We start from the raw sequence: 18398 nt of genomic DNA on the forward strand, positions 1-18398 counted from the left end.
GACCGGAGAACCCGATGGACATATCGACGAAGCAAACCGACGCACCTCCACCCGCCCCGCAGCCGGCCCTCACCGAGCGCAAGCGCGACGCCCGCGGCGCGAGCCGTCCCGGCGACCGCATCTTCCTCGGCCTCTCCCGCGGCTCCGGCATCCTGCTGCTGGTGATCATGGCCGCGATCGCGGTCTTCCTCACCTACCGCGCCAGCCTCGCGATCAGCAAGGACCACGGGAACTTCCTCACCACCTTCGAGTGGAACACCAACCTCACCCCGCCGGTCTTCGGCATCGCGGTCCTCGCCTTCGGCACGGTCGTCTCCTCGATCGTCGCCATGGCCATCGCCGTGCCCGTCGCCGTCGCGATCGCGCTGTTCCTCACCCACTACGCCCCGCGCCGGCTGAGCGGTCCCATCGCCTACGTGATCGACCTGCTCGCCGCCGTGCCGTCCATCGTCTACGGCCTGTGGGGCGCCCTGGTCCTCGTCCCGCACATGCAGGGCCTGTACGGCTGGCTGGACGACTACCTCGGCTGGACCGGCCTGTTCTCCTGGGACGGCGGCGCCCCCCGCGCCATGCTCACCGTCGGCATCCTGCTGGCGATCATGATCCTGCCGATCATCACCAACGTCAGCCGTGAGGTCTTCCGGCAGGTCCCGCGGATGCACGAGGAGGCCGCGCTGGCCCTCGGCGCCACCCGCTGGGAGGTCGTCCGCATGTCCGTCCTGCCCTTCGGCCGCTCCGGTGTGATCTCCGCGTCCATGCTCGGCCTCGGCCGCGCCCTCGGCGAGACCATGGCGGTCGCCACCGTGCTCTCCCCGAGCTACGACATCCAGGCCAGCCTGCTCGACCCGGGCGGCGGCACCTTCGCCCAGAACATCGCCAGCAAGTTCGGTGAGGCCACCGACCAGGGCCGGGACGCGCTGATCGCCTCCGGTCTCGTCCTGTTCGTCATCACCCTGCTGGTCAACGGCGCGGCCCGCGCGATCATCGCCCGCCGCAAGGAGTACTCGGGGGCCAACGCATGAGCACCGCAGCCGTCACCGACAAGCGCCCCAGCACCCTGCGCGGCGCCAGCCTGCCGAAGTGGTCCCCGTGGGCCATCGCCGCCGGCTCCGTCGCCGTCGCGGCCGGTCTCGGCCTCGTCGCCGGCCTGCACAGCAAGGTCCAGTGGGGCCTGATCGCCGCGCTGCTCTTCGTCGCCGGCACCTACGGCATCGCCGCCCGCGTGGAGGGCCGCCGGCAGGCCAAGGACCGGGTCGCCACCTCCCTCGTCTGGGTCGCCTTCCTGCTCGCCGTCGTCCCGCTGGTCTCCCTGGTCTGGACGACCGTCGCACGCGGCGTGAAGGTCCTCGACGTCTACTTCCTCACCCACTCCATGGGGATCGTCGCCGACTCCGAGCCGGGCGGCGGCATCTACCACGCGATCATCGGCAGCCTGGAGCAGGTGGGCCTCGCCACCGCCATCGGCGCCCCGATCGGCGTGCTCACCGCGATCTACCTGGTCGAGTACGGGCGAGGGCGGCTGGCGCAGGCCGTCACCTTCTTCGTCGACGTCATGACGGGCATCCCGTCGATCGTCGCGGGCCTGTTCATCCTCAGCCTGATGCTCATCTTCCACATGCAGCCGTTCGGCTTCGCCGGTTCGCTGGCCCTGGCCATCCTGATGATGCCGGTCGTCGTCCGCTCCACGGAGGAGATGCTCAAGCTCGTCCCGAACGAGCTGCGCGAGGCCTCGCTGGCGCTCGGTGTGCCGAAGTGGCGGACCATCCTGAAGGTGGTCCTGCCGACCTCGATCGGCGGGATCACCACTGGCATCATGCTCGCCGTCGCCCGCATCACGGGTGAGACCGCGCCGGTGCTGCTGCTGGTGTTCGGCAACCCGTTCATCAACAACAACCCGTTCGAGGGCGCGCAGGCGTCGCTGCCGCTGTACATCTTCCAGCAGTACAGCGCGGGCAACGACGCGGCGTTCGACCGTGCGTGGGCGGCGTCCCTCACGCTGATCGCCTTCGTGATGATCCTCAACCTCGTGGCCCGCGGCATCGCCCGCTGGAAGGCCCCGAAGACCGGTCGCTGACGCGGCCATACAGCGACCGAGCACGAATTTTCCTGGAAGTGGAACAGACATGGCCAAGCGAATCGACGTAAGCGGGCTCACCGCCTACTACGGCTCCCACAAGGCGATCGAAGACATCTCGATGACCGTCGAGCCGCGCTCGGTGACGGCGTTCATCGGCCCGTCCGGCTGCGGCAAGTCGACGTTCCTGCGCACGCTGAACCGCATGCACGAGGTCACGCCCGGCGGGCGGGTCGAGGGCAAGGTGCTGCTCGACGACGAGGACCTGTACGGCACCGGCATCGACCCGGTGTCGGTGCGGCGCGAGGTCGGCATGGTGTTCCAGCGGCCGAACCCGTTCCCCACGATGTCGATCTTCGAGAACGTGGCGGCGGGCCTGCGCCTGAACGGCAACTACAAGAAGAGCCGGCTGAACGACATCGTCGAGAAGTCGCTCAGGGGCGCCAACCTCTGGAACGAGGTGAAGGACCGCCTGAACAAGCCGGGCTCCGGTCTCTCCGGTGGTCAGCAGCAGCGGCTGTGCATCGCGCGGGCCATCGCCGTCGAGCCGAAGGTGCTGCTGATGGACGAGCCGTGCTCCGCCCTGGACCCGATCTCGACGCTCGCCATCGAGGACCTGATCGGCGAGCTGAAGGAACGGTTCACGATCGTCATCGTGACGCACAACATGCAGCAGGCGGCGCGCGTGTCGGACCGTACGGCGTTCTTCAACCTGGCGGCGGTCGGCCAGCCCGGGCGGCTGATCGAGATCGACGACACCGAGCGCATCTTCTCCAACCCGTCCGTGCAGGCCACGGAGGACTACATCTCCGGCCGCTTCGGCTAGGCCGGTACGGAACCCTCGCGGTGCTGCATGGCGGTGCCACCGTGAGGACGCAGAAGGGCCCGCCCCTGGCTCCCGGGGGCGGGCCCACCGCGTTCGGCGCCGGACGCGGTGGGCCTCCGGCCGCGACCAAGGGGACGGCTCCCCACACAGCGGAACACCCACCCGTCCCGGCCTGCCTTTCGGCCGGCCGGGACGGGTGGGTGTTCGGTGGGCGAGCCCCGGGGGCCCGGGAAGCTACAGCACCGTCAGGTTCACGATGCCGAAGGCCGCCGCGGCGACCAGGGCCGCCGCCGGCATGGTGATGAACCAGCCCAGGACGATGTTCTTGGCCACGCCCCAGCGGACGGCGTTCACCCGTTTCGTCGCGCCCACACCCATGATCGCCGAGGTGATGACGTGGGTCGTGGAGATCGGCGCCTTGAACAGGAACGCGGTCGTGAACATGATCGACGCGCCGGTCGTCTCGGCGGCGAAACCCTGCGGCGGGTCCAGCTCGATGATCTTGCGGCCCAGGGTCCGCATGATGCGCCAGCCGCCCGCGTACGTGCCGAGGGACAGCATCACGGCGCAGACCAGCTTCACCCAGACCGGGATCGGGTCGCTGAACGTCTGGTGGCCGGAGATGACCAGGGCCAGCACCACGACACCCATCGTCTTCTGGGCGTCCTGGAGGCCGTGGCCGAGGGCCATGCCGGCCGCCGACACGGTCTGGGCGATGCGGAAGCCCCGCTTGGCCTTGTGCGGGTTGGAGCGGCGGAACAGCCACAGGATGGCCGTCATCACCAGGTAGCCGACGATCAGGCCGACGACCGGCGACAGGAACATCGGAATGATGATCTTGTCGAGTACGCCGCCCCACAGCACCTGCGTGCCGCCCGCCAGCGCCGCGCCCACCATGCCGCCGAACAGCGCGTGGGAGGACGAGGAGGGGAGGCCGAAGTACCAGGTGACCAGGTTCCAGACGATGGCGCCGATCAGCGCGGCGAAGAGGATGCCCATCCCCTTCGAGCCCTGCGGTGTCTCGATCAGGCCCTCGCTGACGGTCTTGGCGACCCCCGAGCCGAGGAAGGCGCCGGCGAGGTTCATCACGGCCGCCATGGCGAGCGCGGCACGCGGCGTCAGGGCCCGCGTCGACACCGACGTCGCGATCGCGTTCGCCGAGTCGTGGAAACCGTTCGTGTACGTGAAGAAGAGCGCGACCGCGATGGTCACGATCAGGGCGAAGGTGTCCATCGACGCCTCAGGACTCCTTGACGGCGATGGTCTCCACCGTGTTCGCCACGTGCTCGAACGCGTCGGCCGCCTCTTCCAGGACGTCCACGATCTGCTTCAGCTTCAGCACCTCGATCGCGTCGTACTTGCCGTTGAAGAGGTGGGCGAGCAGCTTGCGGTGGATCTGGTCGGCCTGGTTCTCCAGCCGGTTGACCTCGATCCAGTACTCGGTGAGGTTTTCCATGGTGCGGAGGTTCGGCATCGCCTCCGCCGTCAGCTCCGCGGCCCGGGCCAGCACCTCGATCTGCTGCTCGACGCCCTTCGGCAGTTCCTCGACGTTGTAGAGGACGACGAGGTCGACGGCCTCCTCCATGAAGTCCATGATGTCGTCGAGCGACCCGGCGAGGGCGTAGATGTCCTCGCGGTCGAACGGCGTGATGAACGAGGAGTTCAGCTGGTGGAAGATCGCGTGCGTGGCGTCGTCGCCTGCGTGTTCCGCGGCCCGCATACGCTCTGCGATCTCGGCCCGGGCGGAGGTGTCCGCCCCGAGCAGTTCCATCAGGAGTTTCGAGCCGGTGACGATGTTGTCCGCGGAGGCGGCGAACATGTCGTAGAAGCTCGTCTCCCTGGGGGTCAGACGAAAGCGCACGTGGGGTCCTCGGGGTGCTTCGGTTTCGGGTCAGGCTGATGCTAGGCGCAACATCCGGCCACGGCTATCGGGCCGTCCCCCAGTGTCGCCCATCGGGCGCGGCGATCGGCACGGGGGCGTACCAAAGGCCCTCTACCCCGGAAAATTCGTTACGATATACCCTCTAGGGGTATGCAATCGCCGCTCGTCCCGACCTGGAGGCCCGCGATGACGACGACCGAGGCCGGCGCCACGCACGGCTACCACGAGCAGAAGGCCGAGCACCTCAAGCGGCTGCGCCGGATCGAGGGCCAGATCCGCGGGCTGCAGCGGATGGTCGAGGCGGACACCTACTGCATCGACATACTGACGCAGGTCTCCGCATCGACCAAGGCCCTGCAGTCCTTCGCGCTGCAGCTGCTGGAGGAGCACCTGCGGCACTGCGTCGCCGACGCGGCCCTCAAGGGCGGTGACGAGATCGACGCGAAGGTGGACGAGGCGACGAAGGCGATCGGCCGGCTGCTGCGCACCTGAGCCCGGTGGCTCAGTCCTTGCGCTCCTCGGCCACCCGCAGCACCTGGTCGATGCTCTCCAGGCTGAGGCGGTCCTCCGCGGCCGAGGCCGCGATGATCAGCTCTCCGCACAGCTCGATCTCGGCGAGGGCCACGTGGTCCTGAACCGCCGTACCGCCGACCGGAGCCACCCGCCTCACCTCTTCCCTGCCGTCACCGGCTTCCTAGAGTAGGCAGGGCTCCACACACCGCGCATGGCACGGAAGGGCTACTTACCCGGTGGCGTCCCGGACTAGTGCCCCGGCCGGTTCCCGGCCCGTCCGCCCGTCGCGGCGCCCGAGCCGTCCTCGGCGATGCGGCCCGCGTAGATGTCCGCCGCATGCGGCAGGAGGACGTCGACGGGGGTGCCGAAGGCGTACAGCAGCGTGGTCGAGGCGACCGCCACGGGGGTCTTGCGCAGGCCGTTGACGAAGCTGAAGCGCTGTCTGAGCTTGCGGATGCGGCCCTCGTCGTCCAGGTACGCGTCGAACGGCACCTCGGCCGTGGCGAACCCCTCCGCCGCCGCCGCGAGGGAGGCCCTGCCGTCGGCGGAGGCGTACCGCGCGGCCCGGCTGAGGTCGGCCGTCCCCCGGTAGTGCCGGACCGGTGTGCCGGCGATCTCGGTCCTGCCCAGGTAGGTCGCCGTGAGCGTCCCGCGCAGCACCTCGGCCGCCGCGTACGGGTCCGTCGCGCCGCCGGTGACCAGGTTGCCGTCGGACAGCGACGCGGTCTCCACCCGGACCCACTTGTCGGCGGGCACACCCGCGCCCCGGTTCTTCATGAAGAGCGCGCCCGGGGCGAGGAGTTCGGTGATGGGCCGGTGCTCGGAGGCGCCCGTGGGGTCCGCGGGCAGGACGACGGTGAGCCGGCCGAGCCTGCGCCGGTAGTCGTAGACGCCCTTCCCGCGGATGGTGACCCGGGTGCCGCCCGTGGCCATCTCCATCGAGGTGCCGGCCCTGGAGCTGCCCGCGCCGCGCAGGGCGTCCGCGGCGCGGTGCAGGGTGGCGACCGGGTCGCCCGCGCCCTTGACGTCCTCGGCGGCGGCTCCGCTGCTGGAACACCCCGCGGCCGCCGTGCCGAGGCCGAGCATGATGCCCGCCGCGGCGACCGTCCTGGCCACGCGCCTGTGCTGCCGCCGATCCATCGCTTCGCCTACCCCCAGCCGGTACGTCCGTCACGGGTCCTGCTGTCGTCCGGTCAACGACGGGCAGGGGGGTGCCGTCACGCACCGCCGGGGGCGCGAGGGGGACGGGCGGAGGCGGACGGGGAGCGAAGAGCGGCGGGCAGGCCGTGCGTAGGCTGCGCCGCCGGCTGGGTAACGTTCTCACCGTGGCAGTCACCGGGGCACAGCAGGACGGGCCGGAGCGAGCCCGGTCCGGGACGGAACACCTCACGACGACGGCCGAGCAGGGCCGCTTCTGCGTGGCCAGATGCGCCTGCGGCTGGCGCGGCCCCGCCCGCCGGGCGCGCAGCCAGGCCCGCACGGACGCCCAGACCCACACCGAGGCCCTCTGACTCAGGTCACTAGTCGCGCCGCAGGTGCCCGGACGGCCGCAGCAGGGCGTCCACCAGGTCCCGGTCGCGGGGCTGGCTGAGCCGGTCGCGGGCCGCGGCGGGGGCGAGCCACAGGACGCGGTCCACCTCGGCGTTCGGCGCGAACCGGCCGGACACCGCCTGGGCCGCCCAGTACCGCACCTCTTTGGGGCGGCCGCCCGCCGAATAGCGCATGGTCGGCAGTTCGTCCCCGGGCACGGCCGTGTACCCGGTCTCCTCCGCGACCTCGCGCAGGGCGCCCACGACCGGGTCCTCGCCCCGCTTGAGCTTGCCCTTGGGGTGCGACCAGTCGTCGTACTTCGGCCGGTGGACCAGGCATATCTCCAGGTCACCGGCGAGCGGCGAGCGGCGCCAGAGCACGCAGCCCGCTGCCTGGATCGGGGTGGCGTTCACACCGGCTCCTCGGAACTTCAGGGTGCGGTGACGGTCTGTCTCTGCCAGGCCCGCTGGAAGGCGAACCTGGACGCCTCCACCTCGTGCCGCTGGTCGGCGTGGAGCACGCCGAGCGCGTACGCGGTGGCGGGCGTGATGCGGGGGGTGCGGGCGGCCTGCGCGGCCGCCGCGGCCGCCTCCGAGGCGTCCCGGTGCCGGTTCAGGGCCTGTCCCGCCGCGAGGAGCCGCACGTTCGCGGCGCCGTCCGCGCCGTGCAGGACCTCGCGGGCGTACCGGTGCAGGCGGAGCAGCAGCCGCACCTGGTGCCAGGGGCCGTCCTGGGGGTGGGGCGCCGGGTCCGGTGACAGGCCGTGGACCAGGGCCTCCGCGTTGTAGGGGTGGCCGGCGGTGATCAGCGGGAGAGCGGTGACGGCGTCCGTGAGGCGTTCCTCCGCGGCGGCGGCGAGGGGGCGCAGGTCGGTGGTGGGGGCGTCGGCGGCCAGGGGGACTTCGCTGGCGAGTAAGGCGACCTTGTCGGCGACGGCGTGGAAGCGGGAGGAGCCGATGGCCTGGAGCGCCGTGGAGTGGGCCCTCGTCCGGGCGAGCGTGAGCTGGCGTTCGAGCAGGGCGCCCGCCTTGGCCGCGCCCACGGTGAGATTGCCGTGGTCCGTGGCGGGCGTCCGGTGGGCGGGGCCGGCGCCGCCGGTGAGCGCCGCCTTCGCCGCGGCCGGCGCCGTCCCGGCGGCACGGCTGCCGGCGGTGACCACGTCGGCCGCCTGCGCGGGGACCGGCACGGCCCCCGACAGCCGGTGCAGGGCCAGCAGCAGGCGTTCCAGCCGGGCCTCGTAGGCGTGTTCCAGGCCCAGGGTTCCCGACAGCCAGGCCAGTTCCGGGCGCATCTCCTCGGACCAGCCGGCGTCGAGGAGGGGGCGGAAGGTGTGCAGGCTGGCGCTGATGCGGCGGGCCGAGCGGCGCAGGGCGCGCGCCGCGTCGGCGGGCTCCTCCGCGCCGCCCGCGGAGCCGCCGCCGGTCTCCCGGTGCAGGCGCAGCGCGCGGAGGAACTCCGTGGCCCGGGCGCGCAGGTAGCCGGCGAGGGCTTCCCCCGTCACATCCGCGGCCGCGGGGTCCGTCGGGTCAAGGTGTCGCTGTGCCACGCCGGCGCCTCCGGGCGTCTATGAGCATCTCCTGGACGTTGCGCAGGGGCTGGCCGTCCGGGTCGGCCGCGTGCCGCGTCCACTCGCCGTCCGGGCCGAGGTGCCAGGACGCGGTGCCGTCGGACATGCCGGTGTCCAGCAGCCGGTTCAGGGCCGCGCGGTGGGCGGGGTCGACGACCCGGACCAGCGCTTCTATCCGGCGGTCGAGGTTGCGGTGCATCATGTCGGCGCTGCCGATCCACACCTCGGGTTCGCCGCCGTTGCCGAAGGCGAACACCCGGGAGTGCTCCAGGAAGCGGCCGAGGATGGAGCGGACCCGGATGTTGTCCGACAGGCCCGCCACGCCGGGGCGGACGGCGCAGATGCCGCGTACCCAGACGTCGACGGGCACGCCCGCCTGGGAGGCCCGGTAGAGGGCGTCGATGACCGCCTCGTCGACCATCGAGTTGACCTTGATGCGGACGAAGGCGGGACGGCCCGCCCGGTGGTGCTGGATCTCCTTGTTGATCCGTGCGACCAGTCCGTCCCGCAGGGACTTGGGGGCGACGAGGAGCCGGCGGTAGGTCTCGCGGCGGGAGTAGCCGGAGAGGCGGTTGAAGAGGTCGGAGAGGTCGGCGCCGACCTGCGGGTCGGCCGTCAGCAGGCCGAGGTCCTCGTAGAGGCGGGCCGTCTTGGGGTGGTAGTTGCCGGTGCCGACGTGGCTGTAGCGGCGCAGGGTCTCGCCCTCCTGGCGGACCACCAGGGACAGCTTGCAGTGCGTCTTCAGGCCGACCAGGCCGTAGACGACGTGGCAGCCGGCCTCCTCCAGCTTGCGCGCCCACTTGATGTTGGCGTGCTCGTCGAAGCGGGCCTTGATCTCGACCAGGACGAGGACCTGCTTGCCGGACTCGGCGGCGTCGATGAGCGCGTCGACTATGGGGGAGTCGCCGGAGGTGCGGTACAGGGTCTGCTTGATGGCGAGGACGTCCGGGTCGGCGGCGGCCTGCTCCAGGAAGGCCTGGACGGAGGTGGAGAAGCTGTCGTAGGGGTGGTGCAGCAGGACGTCCCGGGCGCGCAGGGCCGCGAAGATGTCCGGCGCGGACGCCGACTCGACCTCGGCGAGGTCGCGGTGGGTGCCGGCGACGAACTTGGGGTACTTCAGCTCCGGCCGGTCGAGGCTGTGGATGCGGAAGAGGCCGGTGAGGTCGAGCGGGCCGGGCAGCGGGTACACCTCCGCCTCGGAGATCTTCAGCTCGCGTACCAGCAGGTCCAGCACCTCGCGGTCGATCGACTCCTCGACCTCCAGGCGCACCGGCGGGCCGAAGCGGCGCCGCATGAGTTCCTTCTCCAGGGCCTGCAGGAGGTTCTCGGTGTCGTCCTCCTCGACCTCCAGGTCCTCGTTGCGGGTGAGCCGGAAGGCGTGGTGCTCCAGCACCTCCATGCCCGGGAACAGCTCTTCGAGGTGGGCGGCGATGACGTCCTCGATGGGCACGTACCGGCCGGGGGAGCTCTCCAGGAAGCGGGACAGCAGCGGCGGGACCTTCACGCGCGCGAAGTGCCTGTGGCCGCTGACCGGGTTGCGTACGACGACGGCCAGGTTCAGGGAGAGGCCGGAGATGTACGGGAAGGGGTGGGCCGGGTCGACCGCCAGCGGGGTGAGGACGGGGAAGATCTGGTGGCGGAAGAGGGTGAACAGGCGCGCCTGCTCCTTCTCCGTCAGCTCGTTCCAGCGGACCAGGTGGATGCCCTCCTCGGCGAGTGCCGGGGCGACGTCCTCGTGGTAGCAGGCGGCGTGCCGGGCCATGAGCTCGCGGGAGCGGGCCCAGATCATCTCCAGGACCTCGCGGGGCTGGAGGCCGGAGGCCGAGCGGGTGGCGACGCCGGTGGCGATGCGGCGCTTGAGGCCGGCCACGCGGACCATGAAGAACTCGTCCAGGTTGCTGGCGAAGATCGCGAGGAAGTTGGCGCGTTCCAGCAGCGGGGTGTTCGGGTCCTCGGCCAGTTCCAGGACGCGCTCGTTGAAAGCGAGCCAGCTGCGTTCCCGGTCGAGGAACCGCCCCTGCGGCAGTGGTGCCCCCTCGGCCTGCGACTCCTCGTAGGCGTCGAGGTCGGCGTCGATGTCCGGTTCGAGATCGGAGACCGCCGCCGACACGGCATGCTGGCGGTGCGCGGCGATGGAGCCCACGGAGGGCTGGACGTGCTGGACCTCTGCTGCCTGGGTGTCTTGCTGGCTCATGACCCCATTCTTCCGCGCCGGGGGCGTCACAGGCGCGTCGGAACGTGCGGGCGGTAGCGTCACGACCCCGTTCTGCGCGCGCCCCGCGGGGGGCGGCGAAGGCTCTGGCACGGCGGGCTTCATTGGCCGAGCGTCGCAAGCCTGTCTGAATCGATGGTTACGGAGACATGACGTGCGGGATAGCGCGGGGCGGCTCGGCGGGTGACGGCGTCGCGAAAGCGACGGTTTCCGGCACCGGGGCCACGGTCCGGCCCGTGGCGCTCCCGCGGGTGACCGGCGGCCGGGCGGGGGGTGGGTTGCCCCGCCGGCGCCCGGACGGCCCCGGTGATCGGCGGGGCGGGGACGGAGGGCACGGCGGCGGGCCGCTCGGGCGGCGCTAGGAGGGGCGGCCGTCGGGGCGGCCGCCCCGACGGCCGCCGTCACGCGGCACGATCAGGTTTCGCTGCGGTACATCAGGTCCGTCTCGTGCACCGTGAACCCCAGCCGCTCGTACACCGACACGGCCGCCTTGTTGTCGGCGTCCACGTAGAGCATGGCGGCCGGCAGCTGCTGGGCGGCCAGGTGGCGCAGGCCGATCGTGGTGAGGGCCTTGCCGAGCCCGCCACCCTGCTCGCCGGGCCGCACCCCGAGGACGTACACCTCGCCCAGCCCCTCCTCGGCGTGCACCTTGGTCCAGTGGAAGCCGACCAGTTCCCCGCGCCGCTCGGCCAGGAAGAACCCGGCCGGGTCGAACCACGGCTGGGCCTTGCGGTCGTCGAGGTCCCGCTGGGTCAGTGAGCCCTGCTCGGGGTGGTGGGCGAAGGCGGCCGCGTTGACCGCGAGCCAGGCCGGGTCGTCCTTGCCGGACACGAAGGTGCGCACGGTCACGCCCTCGGGCAGCCGGGGTTCGGGCAGCTCCAGGTCGGTCAACGGCCTGCGCATCTGGCGCAGTTCACGGAACAGGGTCAGGCCGAGGACCTGGGCGAGGTGCCGGGCGGCGGCGTGCCCGCCGTGCGCCCACACCCGCAGCCGCTTGTTGGAGGCGGCGAGCAGTGCCGAGCCGAGGGCCCGGCCGTGCCCGTGCCCGCGGTGCACGGGGTGGACGACCATCTCGGCGGCCGGTGCCTCCACCGGGTCGGTGTCCTCCAGCTGGGCGTAACCGACGAGTTCGCCGCCGGCGGTCAGCAGCAGGTGCGAGACGCCCTCGCGGGGGCCGCCGCGCAGCTGCAGCCGCCCCTGCTCGGACACCGGCTGCTGTCCGTCGACCCCGGCGGCCTCGGCGAGCAGGGCGAGTACGGCCCCGGCCTGGTCGGGCGTGAGCGCGGAGAAGGTCTCGATGGAGCGGGCGGGGAAGGCCCGTACGGTGTCGTCGCTGCTCATGCGTACGAGGGTACGGGGCGGGCGGGGCGAAGTGCCGACAGCGCGGCGCGCAAAGAAAACGGCAAAGGGAAACCAGGATGTAACCATGAACCCCCTGTCGCGCTACGCGCGTTGACCTTAGGCTGCGCCGAGCCGCCCACTGACCGGAAACCGACCCACAGGGGGGTCCCATGCCAGCCGCACCCCGGCGCACCAGACGCCGTGCCACCGCGCTCCTCGCGGCCACCGCCGCGCTCACCACCGCGGCCGCCCTGGCCGCCGCACTGCCCGCGCAGGCGCACTCCGGCAAGGGCGGGCACGGCCGTCCCGGCCGTTACCAGGACGTCCAGCTGCTGTCCTTCAACGACCTGCACGGCAATCTGGAGCCCCCGTCCGGCTCCTCGGGCCGGGTCAGCGAACTCCAGCCGGACGGCACGACGAAGACCGTCGACGCGGGCGGCGTCGAGTACCTCGCCTCCCACCTGCGCTCGGCCCGCGCGGGCCACCCGTACTCGATCACCGCGGCCGGCGGCGACATGGTCGGCGCCTCCCCGATGCTGTCGGGCCTCTTCCACGACGAGCCGACCATCGAGGCGCTCAACAAGCTGAAGCTGGACGTCACCTCGGTCGGCAACCACGAGTTCGACGAGGGCGCCGGGGAGCTGGCCCGTCTGCAGAACGGCGGCTGCCACCCCACGGACGGCTGCTACACCGACAAGGAGTTCAAGGGCGCCGACTTCCCGTACCTGACCGCGAACGTCCTGGACGAGAAGACGAAGCGGCCGATCCTGAAGCCGTACTGGGTCTGGAAGAAGAAGGACGTCAAGATCGGGTTCATCGGCGTCACCCTCGAAGGGACCCCGAACGTCGTCTCCGCCGACGGCGTCAAGGGCCTGGCCTTCAAGGACGAGGTCGAGACGATCGACAAGTACGCCAAGGTGCTCCAGCGCCAGGGCGTGCAGTCGATCGTCGCGCTGGTCCACGAGGGCGGCTTCCCGGCCTCCGGCGCCTACAACTACGACTGCGACTCCCCGGGCGCGGGCGCCGGCATCTCCGGCCCGATCGTGGACATCGCGAAGAACGTCACGCCGGCCGTCGACGCCCTCGTCACCGGTCACACGCACAACGCGTACGTCTGCGACATCCCCGACCCGTCCGGCCGGCCCCGCATGGTCACCTCGGCGGCCTCCTTCGGCCGGCTGTACACCGACACCACGCTGACCTACGACCGCCGCACCGGCGACATCGCCCGCACGGCGGTGAAGTCGGCGAACCGCGTGGTCACCCGGGACGTGCCCAAGGCGCCGGACATGACGGACCTGATCGCCCGCTGGAACACCCTGGCCGCCCCGATCGGCAACCGTCCCATCGGCTACATCTCCGCCGACATCGGCAACACCGGCACGGAGTCCCCGATGGGCGACCTGATCGCCGACGCGCAGCTCGCGTACGGCAGGGAGCTGGACCCGAGGACCAGCCTGGCGCTGATGAACCCGGGCGGGGTGCGCGCCGGCCTGACCTACGCGGCCAAGGGCGCCGAGGGCGACGGTGTCGTCACCTACGCCGAGGGCTTCACGGTCCAGCCGTTCGCCAACACGGTGAACCTCCAGGACTTCACCGGCGCCCAGCTCGTCCAGGTGCTCAAGGAGCAGGTCAGCGGGTCCAACGCGGCCGCGCCGAAGATCCTCCAGCCGTCCGCGAACCTCACCTACACCCTGGACCTGACCAAGTCCGGCGCAGACCGCGTGGTCACGGACTCCATCCGCCTGAACGGTGCCGCGGTCGACCCGGCGGCCACCTACCGGGTCGCCACCAACAGCTTCCTCGCGGGCGGCGGCGACGGCTTCCCGACGCTGGGCCAGGGCACGAACGACCTGGTCGGCGCCGACGACCTGGCGGCCCTGGAGAAGTACCTGACGGCGAACTCGTCGGCCGCGAACCCGATCGCCCCGCCGAAGGCGGACCGGATCTCGGTCGTCCAGTAACCGCTCACCCGTGCGTTATCGCGATGCCCCTGGGAGCTCCTCCCGGGGGCATCGCCGTCCTCCTTCCCGCGCGGTCAGGAGGCGGTGGGTGTCCAGTCGCCCAGCCAGTCGGCGACCTCCTGCCGGGCGGCCTGGGCGTCGGTCAGCTGGGGGCGGTCCGTGCCGGCCGTGCCCGCACCGGCGCCGGTGTTCCGGTACTCGGCGAAGCGGTCGTCCTTCCAGGAGAAGCCGCTCATGTCGGTCCACGGGGTTTTCCTGACGGCTGGATCAGCCCGGCGTGCCCGGCCCCTGACGGCCCAGCAGCCCCGCCCAGTCCTGCGCGAGGGCCCAGTCGGTGAAGGAGTGCCAGCCGACCTCGGGGTAGGCGCGGCGCAGGGCGCTCACGTCCACGTCGAGGCCGGTGCCGGTGAAGTAGGCGAACATCGCCGCCAGGTCGGCGGAGCGGGTGCGGACGTGGTCGAGGGGGACCTCCTGGTGGGTGACGGCAGTGCCGGTGGCCTCCGCCAGGGCGGCCGCGATCTGTTCGGGGGTGCACTCGTCGGAGGCGATGTCGATGCGGCGGCCCGTGAACTCGTCGCGGCGCAGGAGGACGAGCGCGGCGAACGCGCCGATGTCGGCCGCGGGGATGAGGGTGAGCGGCCGGCCGGCCGGCATGGGCCAGGCGAAGGCGCCCTCGCGCAGCCCGTCGAGGGTCCAGCCGCTCGTGTAGTTGTCCATGAACGCGGCCGGGGCGATCACCGTCCAGGGCACGCCGCAGGCGCGCAGGTGCCGCTCGACCGCGTGCTTGCTCTCGTAGTGCGGGACGCCGGTGCCGCGGTCGGCGTGGGCGGCGGAGGTGAGCACGACGTGCCCGAGGCGGGCGGCCGCCGCGGCGTCGACCAGGGCCCTGCCCTGTCGTGTCTCGGTACCGGTGTCGGTGCCGAACGGGGTGGTGACCGCGAAGAGCGCGTCGGCGCCGGCGAGGGCCGCGTCGAGGGAGGCGCGGTCGTCGAAGTCGGCGTGCCGGACGTCTGCCCCGAGGCGGCGCAGTGCCTCGGCGGCGGGTGAGCCGGGGTGGCGGGTGAGGGCGCGGACGCGATGGCCGGCGGCCAGCAGGGAACGGGCGGTCGCTCCGCCCTGGGCGCCGGTCGCGCCGGTGACGGCGATGGTGGGCATGGGTCTCCCCCGGTGGATAGTGTTGTTGCGTGACGCATCAGCTGCGTCACGCAGGAAATGGTACAGGTGAATCGCTGCGCCGTGCAGTGAATTTGGAGGGGCTTTCCATGACGGACCCGAGCCGTGCCCGGCTGTACGAGGAGTTGTCCATGGAGTCCCGCCGCTATCTGGCGGCGTACGTCCTCTTCAACCAGGCCGTCGCGGACCACCTGGGCCTGCACCCGACCGACGTGCAGGCGCTGAGCCTGCTGACGGCCGGGCCCGAGCCGCTCACGGTCCGGCAGATCGCCGACATGACGGGCCTCACCACCGGGTCGGCCACCCGTCTGGTGGACCGGCTCGAACGGGGCGGCTACGTCGCCCGGACACCCGACACGCACGACCGCCGCCGGGTGCTGGTCACCCCGGTGCCCGAGCGCGTCGCCCGCGTCACCGCGCTCTGGGACGACCTCGGACGGACCTGGCGGACGATCCTCGACGACCACACCGAGGACGAGCTGAGGGCGATCACCCGGCACATGCGCCGGGCCAACGACCTCAGCCACACGCAGATCCAGTACCTGCGCTCCCTGCCTAAGCGGGACTGAGCGGTCCGGCTGGCCGCGAGGGTCCGGCGGGGTCCGGCAGTCCGGCACGGTCCGGCGGGCCGGCTAACCGAGTTGGGGTGCCGGCCAGCCGGGCCGACGAACCGGTGCGCGCCTGGTCGACGAGCCGGTGCGCCTGACCGGTGAGCAGGTGCGCACCGGCCGACGGGATCGGCCGGGTGTGGCGGCCGGCAGGTCCGCGCCCGGACGGCAGGGCTCGCGACCGGCGGCCCCCTGCGACCGGCCCGGCGGTCGAGCCTCCGGCCGTGCCGGCAGCCGGAACGGCCGGCCGCCCCGGCCTGGTCCGCCGACTCGGCCTGGCCGGCCGACTCGGGCAGCCGCGCCCGGCAGCCTGGTCGGGCCCAGCCGCGCGCGCAGGGCGGCCGAAGTGGCCGGCCGGTGCGGTCCGTGTCCGGTCGGCCGGGTTCGCGGGCGGGGCGGGAGGTTCAGAGGCCGGTCGGCCAGGGCGGGGCGGCCCGGCCGGTCAGCCGGCCGGGGGCTCCGGTGGTGGTGTCGGCGCGCCCGGCAGGCGTACCGTCGCCACCGTGCCGCCGCCCTCCGCCCGGGCCAGGGCGACGTCGCCGCCCGCCTGCTGGACCGTGCGGGCCACGATGGACAGGCCGAGGCCCGAGCCCGGCAGCGCCCGCGCGCTGGGAGAGCGCCAGAAGCGGTCGAAGACGTGCGGGAGTTCGTCCTCGGGGATGCCGGGGCCGTGGTCGCGCACCGTCAGCACGCCCCCGGTCAGCCGGACCTCGACCGTGCCGCCCACGGGGCTGAACTTCACCGCGTTGTCCAGGACGTTGACGACCGCCCGCTCCAGCGCGGACGGCTCCGCCCGGACGAACCAGGGCTTCAGGTCCGCCGTGATCGTCAGCTCCGGCCCGCGCAGCCGGGCCCGGCGCAGGGCCGCCTCGACGGTGTCCTGGAGTGCCACCACCTGCACCCGCTCGCCCCGTTGCCCCTCCGAACGGGACAGCTCCTGCAGGTCGCCGATCAGCGAGGCCAGCTCGGTCATCTGCGCCTTCACCGAGTTGAGCAGCGCCCTGCGGTCGTCCGGGGGCAGCGGGCGGCCCGTCTCCTCGCTGCGGGTGAGGAGTTCGATGTTCGTGCGCAGCGAGGTGAGCGGGGTGCGCAGTTCGTGGCCGGCGTCCGCGATCAGCTGCTGCTGGAGGTCGCGGGAGCTGGCGAGGGAGGCGGTCATGGAGTTGAAGGACCGGGAGAGCCGGGCGATCTCGTCCTCGCTGTCGTCCTCCACGGGGATCCGGATGCCCAGGTCCTCGGTCCGGGCCACGTGTTCCACCGCGTCCGTGAGCTTGTCCACGGGGCGCAGTCCCGCCCGGGCCACCGCGAGCCCCGCCGCGCCGGCCCCGACCACCCCGATGCCGGAGACGAGCAGCAGGATCAGCGCGAGGTCCTTGAGCGTGTCGTGCGTGGCCTTCAGCGGTATGGCGACCTGCAGGGCCGTGTTCGGATACAGCTGAGGCGGGGCGCCCGGGCCGGTGACCGTCAGCGGCTGGGTCAGCACCCGCACCGCGTTGCCCTCGGAGTCGACGCCGTCGCGCTCGACGCTCTCGAGGAGCCCGCCGCTGCTCTGGTTCGCCCGCGCGATGACGTCGAGGTCCCCGGCGACGGTCTTCACCCGGCCCGCGGAGTCGGCGGACACGCACGCGGTGCCGTCCCGCTTGACGAGCTGCAGGTAGTAGTAGGTGCCGTGGTTGTGCAGGCCGTTCGCGGGCGCGGACCCGCTGGGCTGCTGGGGGCAGGTCGCGAGCACGGACTCCGCGTTCACCCCGCGCTGGGGCTGCGCGGCCTTGCGCAGGTCCTGGTCGACCTGGTCGAACAGCTTGCGCTGCACGATGAACCAGCAGGTCACCGAGACCGCGGCGACGGCGAACGCCACCGCCGCCGCGACCAGCATCGCCAGCCGTGCCCGGATCGGCAGCGCCTGGTACCGGCGCACCAGCCGGCTCACTCGGCGCCGCCCTGCCGCAAGACGTACCCCACCCCCCGCACGGTGTGCACCAGGCGCGGCTCACCGCCCGCCTCGGTCTTGCGGCGCAGGTACATGACGTAGACGTCGAGGGAGTTGGAGGAGGGCTCGAAGTCGAAGCCCCAGACGGCCTTGAGGATCTGCTCGCGGGTGAGTACCTGGCGCGGGTGGGCCATGAACATCTCCAGGAGCGTGAACTCGGTACGGGTCAGCTCCACCTGCCGTCCGCCCCGCGTGACCTCGCGGGTGGCGAGGTCCATGCGCAGGTCGGCGAAGGTGAGGGCCTCGTCCTCCTGGGCCTCGGCCGACACGTCGGCCGCGTACGAGCTGCGCCGCAGCAGCGCGCGGATGCGGGCGAACAGCTCGTCCAGCTCGAAGGGCTTGACGAGGTAGTCGTCGGCACCCGCGTCCAGGCCGGTCACCCGGTCGCCCACCGTGTCGCGGGCCGTGAGCATGAGGATCGGGGTGGTGTCGCCCGCACCCCGGATGCGGCGCGCCGCGGTCAGGCCGTCCATGCGCGGCATCTGGATGTCCAGGACGACCAGGTCCGGCTTGTACGCGGTGGCCTTCTCCAGCGCGTCCGCGCCGTCGACGGCCACCTCCGTGTCGTACCCCTCGAAGGCGAGACTGCGCTGCAGTGCCTCGCGTACGGCCGGCTCGTCGTCGACGATCAGGATGCGCTGGGGGTCACGGTCGCCTTCGGCGGGGCTCATCGCTCGCGGTTCCTCGGGGTGCGGTGGGTCGGGTGCGGTGGGTCGGT

Annotated in this window: 18 protein-coding genes and 1 pseudogene; 7 read left to right on the forward strand and 12 right to left on the reverse strand. The window is 72.3% G+C overall.

Annotated features, from left to right (window positions below; translation table 11 throughout):
* Positions 1-14: 14 nt before the first annotated feature.
* Genes pstC through pstB form a run of 3 tightly spaced genes read left to right on the forward strand, consistent with a single transcriptional unit; the run spans position 15 to position 2900 of the window.
* The gene (gene pstC / locus IE177_RS23440; protein WP_190017375.1) at positions 15-1022 is read left to right on the forward strand and encodes a phosphate ABC transporter permease subunit PstC; all 1008 of its coding nucleotides are present in this window, start codon (positions 15-17) and stop codon (positions 1020-1022) included.
* Positions 1019-2074, forward strand: a complete 1056-nt coding sequence (pstA, locus tag IE177_RS23445) for a phosphate ABC transporter permease PstA (RefSeq protein WP_190017376.1) — start codon at positions 1019-1021, stop codon at positions 2072-2074. The genes pstC and pstA overlap by 4 nt, the downstream gene beginning before the upstream one ends.
* Positions 2075-2123: 49 nt before the next feature.
* On the forward strand, positions 2124-2900 hold the full coding sequence (gene pstB / locus IE177_RS23450) for a phosphate ABC transporter ATP-binding protein PstB (protein WP_190017377.1): 777 nt from the start codon (positions 2124-2126) through the stop codon (positions 2898-2900).
* Between the two features lie 234 nt (positions 2901-3134).
* Here the strand turns inward: pstB and IE177_RS23455 are convergent, their stop codons facing one another.
* Both IE177_RS23455 and IE177_RS23460 read right to left on the reverse strand, forming a co-directional pair.
* Positions 3135-4133 (reverse strand): inorganic phosphate transporter, encoded by a 999-nt coding sequence (locus IE177_RS23455; protein WP_190017378.1) that lies wholly within the window; start codon positions 4131-4133, stop codon positions 3135-3137.
* Positions 4134-4140: 7 nt separating this feature from the next.
* Positions 4141-4761, reverse strand: coding sequence for a DUF47 domain-containing protein (locus IE177_RS23460; RefSeq protein ID WP_190017379.1), 621 nt, complete (start codon positions 4759-4761; stop codon positions 4141-4143).
* Between the two features lie 207 nt (positions 4762-4968).
* Here IE177_RS23460 and IE177_RS23465 point away from each other — a divergent pair, with 207 nt between their 5' ends.
* A complete protein-coding gene (locus IE177_RS23465; RefSeq protein ID WP_190017380.1) occupies positions 4969-5274 on the forward strand; it encodes a metal-sensitive transcriptional regulator in 306 nt (101 codons plus the stop codon).
* Between the two features lie 10 nt (positions 5275-5284).
* Here the strand turns inward: IE177_RS23465 and IE177_RS23470 are convergent, their stop codons facing one another.
* Together IE177_RS23470 and IE177_RS23475 are read right to left on the reverse strand one after the other, a co-directional pair.
* Complete coding sequence (locus IE177_RS23470) at positions 5285-5443, reverse strand: hypothetical protein (protein ID WP_190017602.1); 159 nt, start codon at positions 5441-5443, stop codon at positions 5285-5287.
* Between the two features lie 101 nt (positions 5444-5544).
* Positions 5545-6435 carry an SCO4651 family lipoprotein gene (locus IE177_RS23475; RefSeq protein WP_190017381.1) on the reverse strand — a complete coding sequence of 297 codons (891 nt, stop codon included), beginning with the start codon at positions 6433-6435 and terminating at the stop codon, positions 5545-5547.
* A 185-nt stretch (positions 6436-6620) separates the two neighbouring features.
* On the opposite strand from IE177_RS23475, the gene IE177_RS23480 reads away from it, so the two are divergent.
* Complete coding sequence (locus tag IE177_RS23480; RefSeq protein WP_190017382.1) at positions 6621-6806, forward strand: hypothetical protein; 186 nt, start codon at positions 6621-6623, stop codon at positions 6804-6806.
* Positions 6807-6815: 9 nt separating this feature from the next.
* Here the strand turns inward: IE177_RS23480 and IE177_RS23485 are convergent, their stop codons facing one another.
* From IE177_RS23485 to mshD, 4 genes are all read right to left on the reverse strand, one after another.
* Positions 6816-7238 carry an NUDIX hydrolase gene (locus IE177_RS23485; RefSeq protein WP_190017383.1) on the reverse strand — a complete coding sequence of 141 codons (423 nt, stop codon included), beginning with the start codon at positions 7236-7238 and terminating at the stop codon, positions 6816-6818.
* 17 nt (positions 7239-7255) lie between these two features.
* Entirely contained in the window at positions 7256-8371 is a 1116-nt protein-coding gene (locus tag IE177_RS23490) for a CHAD domain-containing protein (protein ID WP_190017384.1), read from the reverse strand.
* A complete protein-coding gene (locus tag IE177_RS23495; RefSeq protein WP_190017385.1) occupies positions 8352-10709 on the reverse strand; it encodes an RNA degradosome polyphosphate kinase in 2358 nt (785 codons plus the stop codon). Before IE177_RS23495 ends, IE177_RS23490 begins: the two co-directional genes overlap by 20 nt.
* A gap of 309 nt (positions 10710-11018) precedes the next feature.
* A complete protein-coding gene (mshD, locus tag IE177_RS23500) occupies positions 11019-11945 on the reverse strand; it encodes a mycothiol synthase (protein ID WP_190017386.1) in 927 nt (308 codons plus the stop codon).
* A 170-nt stretch (positions 11946-12115) separates the two neighbouring features.
* On the opposite strand from mshD, the gene IE177_RS23505 reads away from it, so the two are divergent.
* Positions 12116-13909 (forward strand): bifunctional metallophosphatase/5'-nucleotidase, encoded by a 1794-nt coding sequence (locus tag IE177_RS23505; protein ID WP_190017387.1) that lies wholly within the window; start codon positions 12116-12118, stop codon positions 13907-13909.
* A gap of 74 nt (positions 13910-13983) precedes the next feature.
* Here the strand turns inward: IE177_RS23505 and IE177_RS23510 are convergent.
* Both IE177_RS23510 and IE177_RS23515 read right to left on the reverse strand, forming a co-directional pair.
* Positions 13984-14172: pseudogene (locus IE177_RS23510) on the reverse strand (pectinesterase family protein); the annotation flags it as partial.
* 4 nt (positions 14173-14176) lie between these two features.
* Positions 14177-15064 carry an NmrA/HSCARG family protein gene (locus tag IE177_RS23515; protein WP_190017388.1) on the reverse strand — a complete coding sequence of 296 codons (888 nt, stop codon included), beginning with the start codon at positions 15062-15064 and terminating at the stop codon, positions 14177-14179.
* A 107-nt stretch (positions 15065-15171) separates the two neighbouring features.
* On the opposite strand from IE177_RS23515, the gene IE177_RS23520 reads away from it, so the two are divergent.
* Complete coding sequence (locus IE177_RS23520; RefSeq protein WP_190017389.1) at positions 15172-15651, forward strand: MarR family winged helix-turn-helix transcriptional regulator; 480 nt, start codon at positions 15172-15174, stop codon at positions 15649-15651.
* Positions 15652-16132: 481 nt separating this feature from the next.
* On the opposite strand, the gene IE177_RS23525 is transcribed toward IE177_RS23520, so the two are convergent.
* Both IE177_RS23525 and IE177_RS23530 read right to left on the reverse strand, forming a co-directional pair.
* A complete protein-coding gene (locus tag IE177_RS23525) occupies positions 16133-17620 on the reverse strand; it encodes a sensor histidine kinase (RefSeq protein WP_190017390.1) in 1488 nt (495 codons plus the stop codon).
* Positions 17617-18351 (reverse strand): response regulator transcription factor, encoded by a 735-nt coding sequence (locus IE177_RS23530; RefSeq protein ID WP_190017391.1) that lies wholly within the window; start codon positions 18349-18351, stop codon positions 17617-17619. The genes IE177_RS23525 and IE177_RS23530 overlap by 4 nt, the downstream gene beginning before the upstream one ends.
* Positions 18352-18398: the final 47 nt, after the last annotated feature.

The sequence above is a fragment of the Streptomyces lucensis JCM 4490 genome (assembly GCF_014650035.1).
Lineage (GTDB): Bacteria > Actinomycetota > Actinomycetes > Streptomycetales > Streptomycetaceae > Streptomyces > Streptomyces lucensis.

Bases quoted from the DNA above. Each gene is read 5' to 3' on its own strand.
- pstB (WP_190017377.1), top strand. From the start codon at position 2,124: ATGGCCAAGCGAATCGACGTAAGCGGGCTCACCGCCTACTACGGCTCC.
- pstC (WP_190017375.1), top strand. From the start codon at position 15: ATGGACATATCGACGAAGCAAACCGACGCACCTCCACCCGCCCCGCAG.
- IE177_RS23465 (WP_190017380.1), top strand. From the start codon at position 4,969: ATGACGACGACCGAGGCCGGCGCCACGCACGGCTACCACGAGCAGAAG.
- IE177_RS23515 (WP_190017388.1), bottom strand. From the start codon at position 15,064: ATGCCCACCATCGCCGTCACCGGCGCGACCGGCGCCCAGGGCGGAGCG.
- mshD (WP_190017386.1), bottom strand. From the start codon at position 11,945: ATGAGCAGCGACGACACCGTACGGGCCTTCCCCGCCCGCTCCATCGAG.
- pstA (WP_190017376.1), top strand. From the start codon at position 1,019: ATGAGCACCGCAGCCGTCACCGACAAGCGCCCCAGCACCCTGCGCGGC.
- IE177_RS23495 (WP_190017385.1), bottom strand. From the start codon at position 10,709: ATGAAGCCCGCCGTGCCAGAGCCTTCGCCGCCCCCCGCGGGGCGCGCG.
- IE177_RS23505 (WP_190017387.1), top strand. From the start codon at position 12,116: ATGCCAGCCGCACCCCGGCGCACCAGACGCCGTGCCACCGCGCTCCTC.
- IE177_RS23530 (WP_190017391.1), bottom strand. From the start codon at position 18,351: ATGAGCCCCGCCGAAGGCGACCGTGACCCCCAGCGCATCCTGATCGTC.
- IE177_RS23455 (WP_190017378.1), bottom strand. From the start codon at position 4,133: ATGGACACCTTCGCCCTGATCGTGACCATCGCGGTCGCGCTCTTCTTC.
- IE177_RS23475 (WP_190017381.1), bottom strand. From the start codon at position 6,435: ATGGATCGGCGGCAGCACAGGCGCGTGGCCAGGACGGTCGCCGCGGCG.
- IE177_RS23520 (WP_190017389.1), top strand. From the start codon at position 15,172: ATGACGGACCCGAGCCGTGCCCGGCTGTACGAGGAGTTGTCCATGGAG.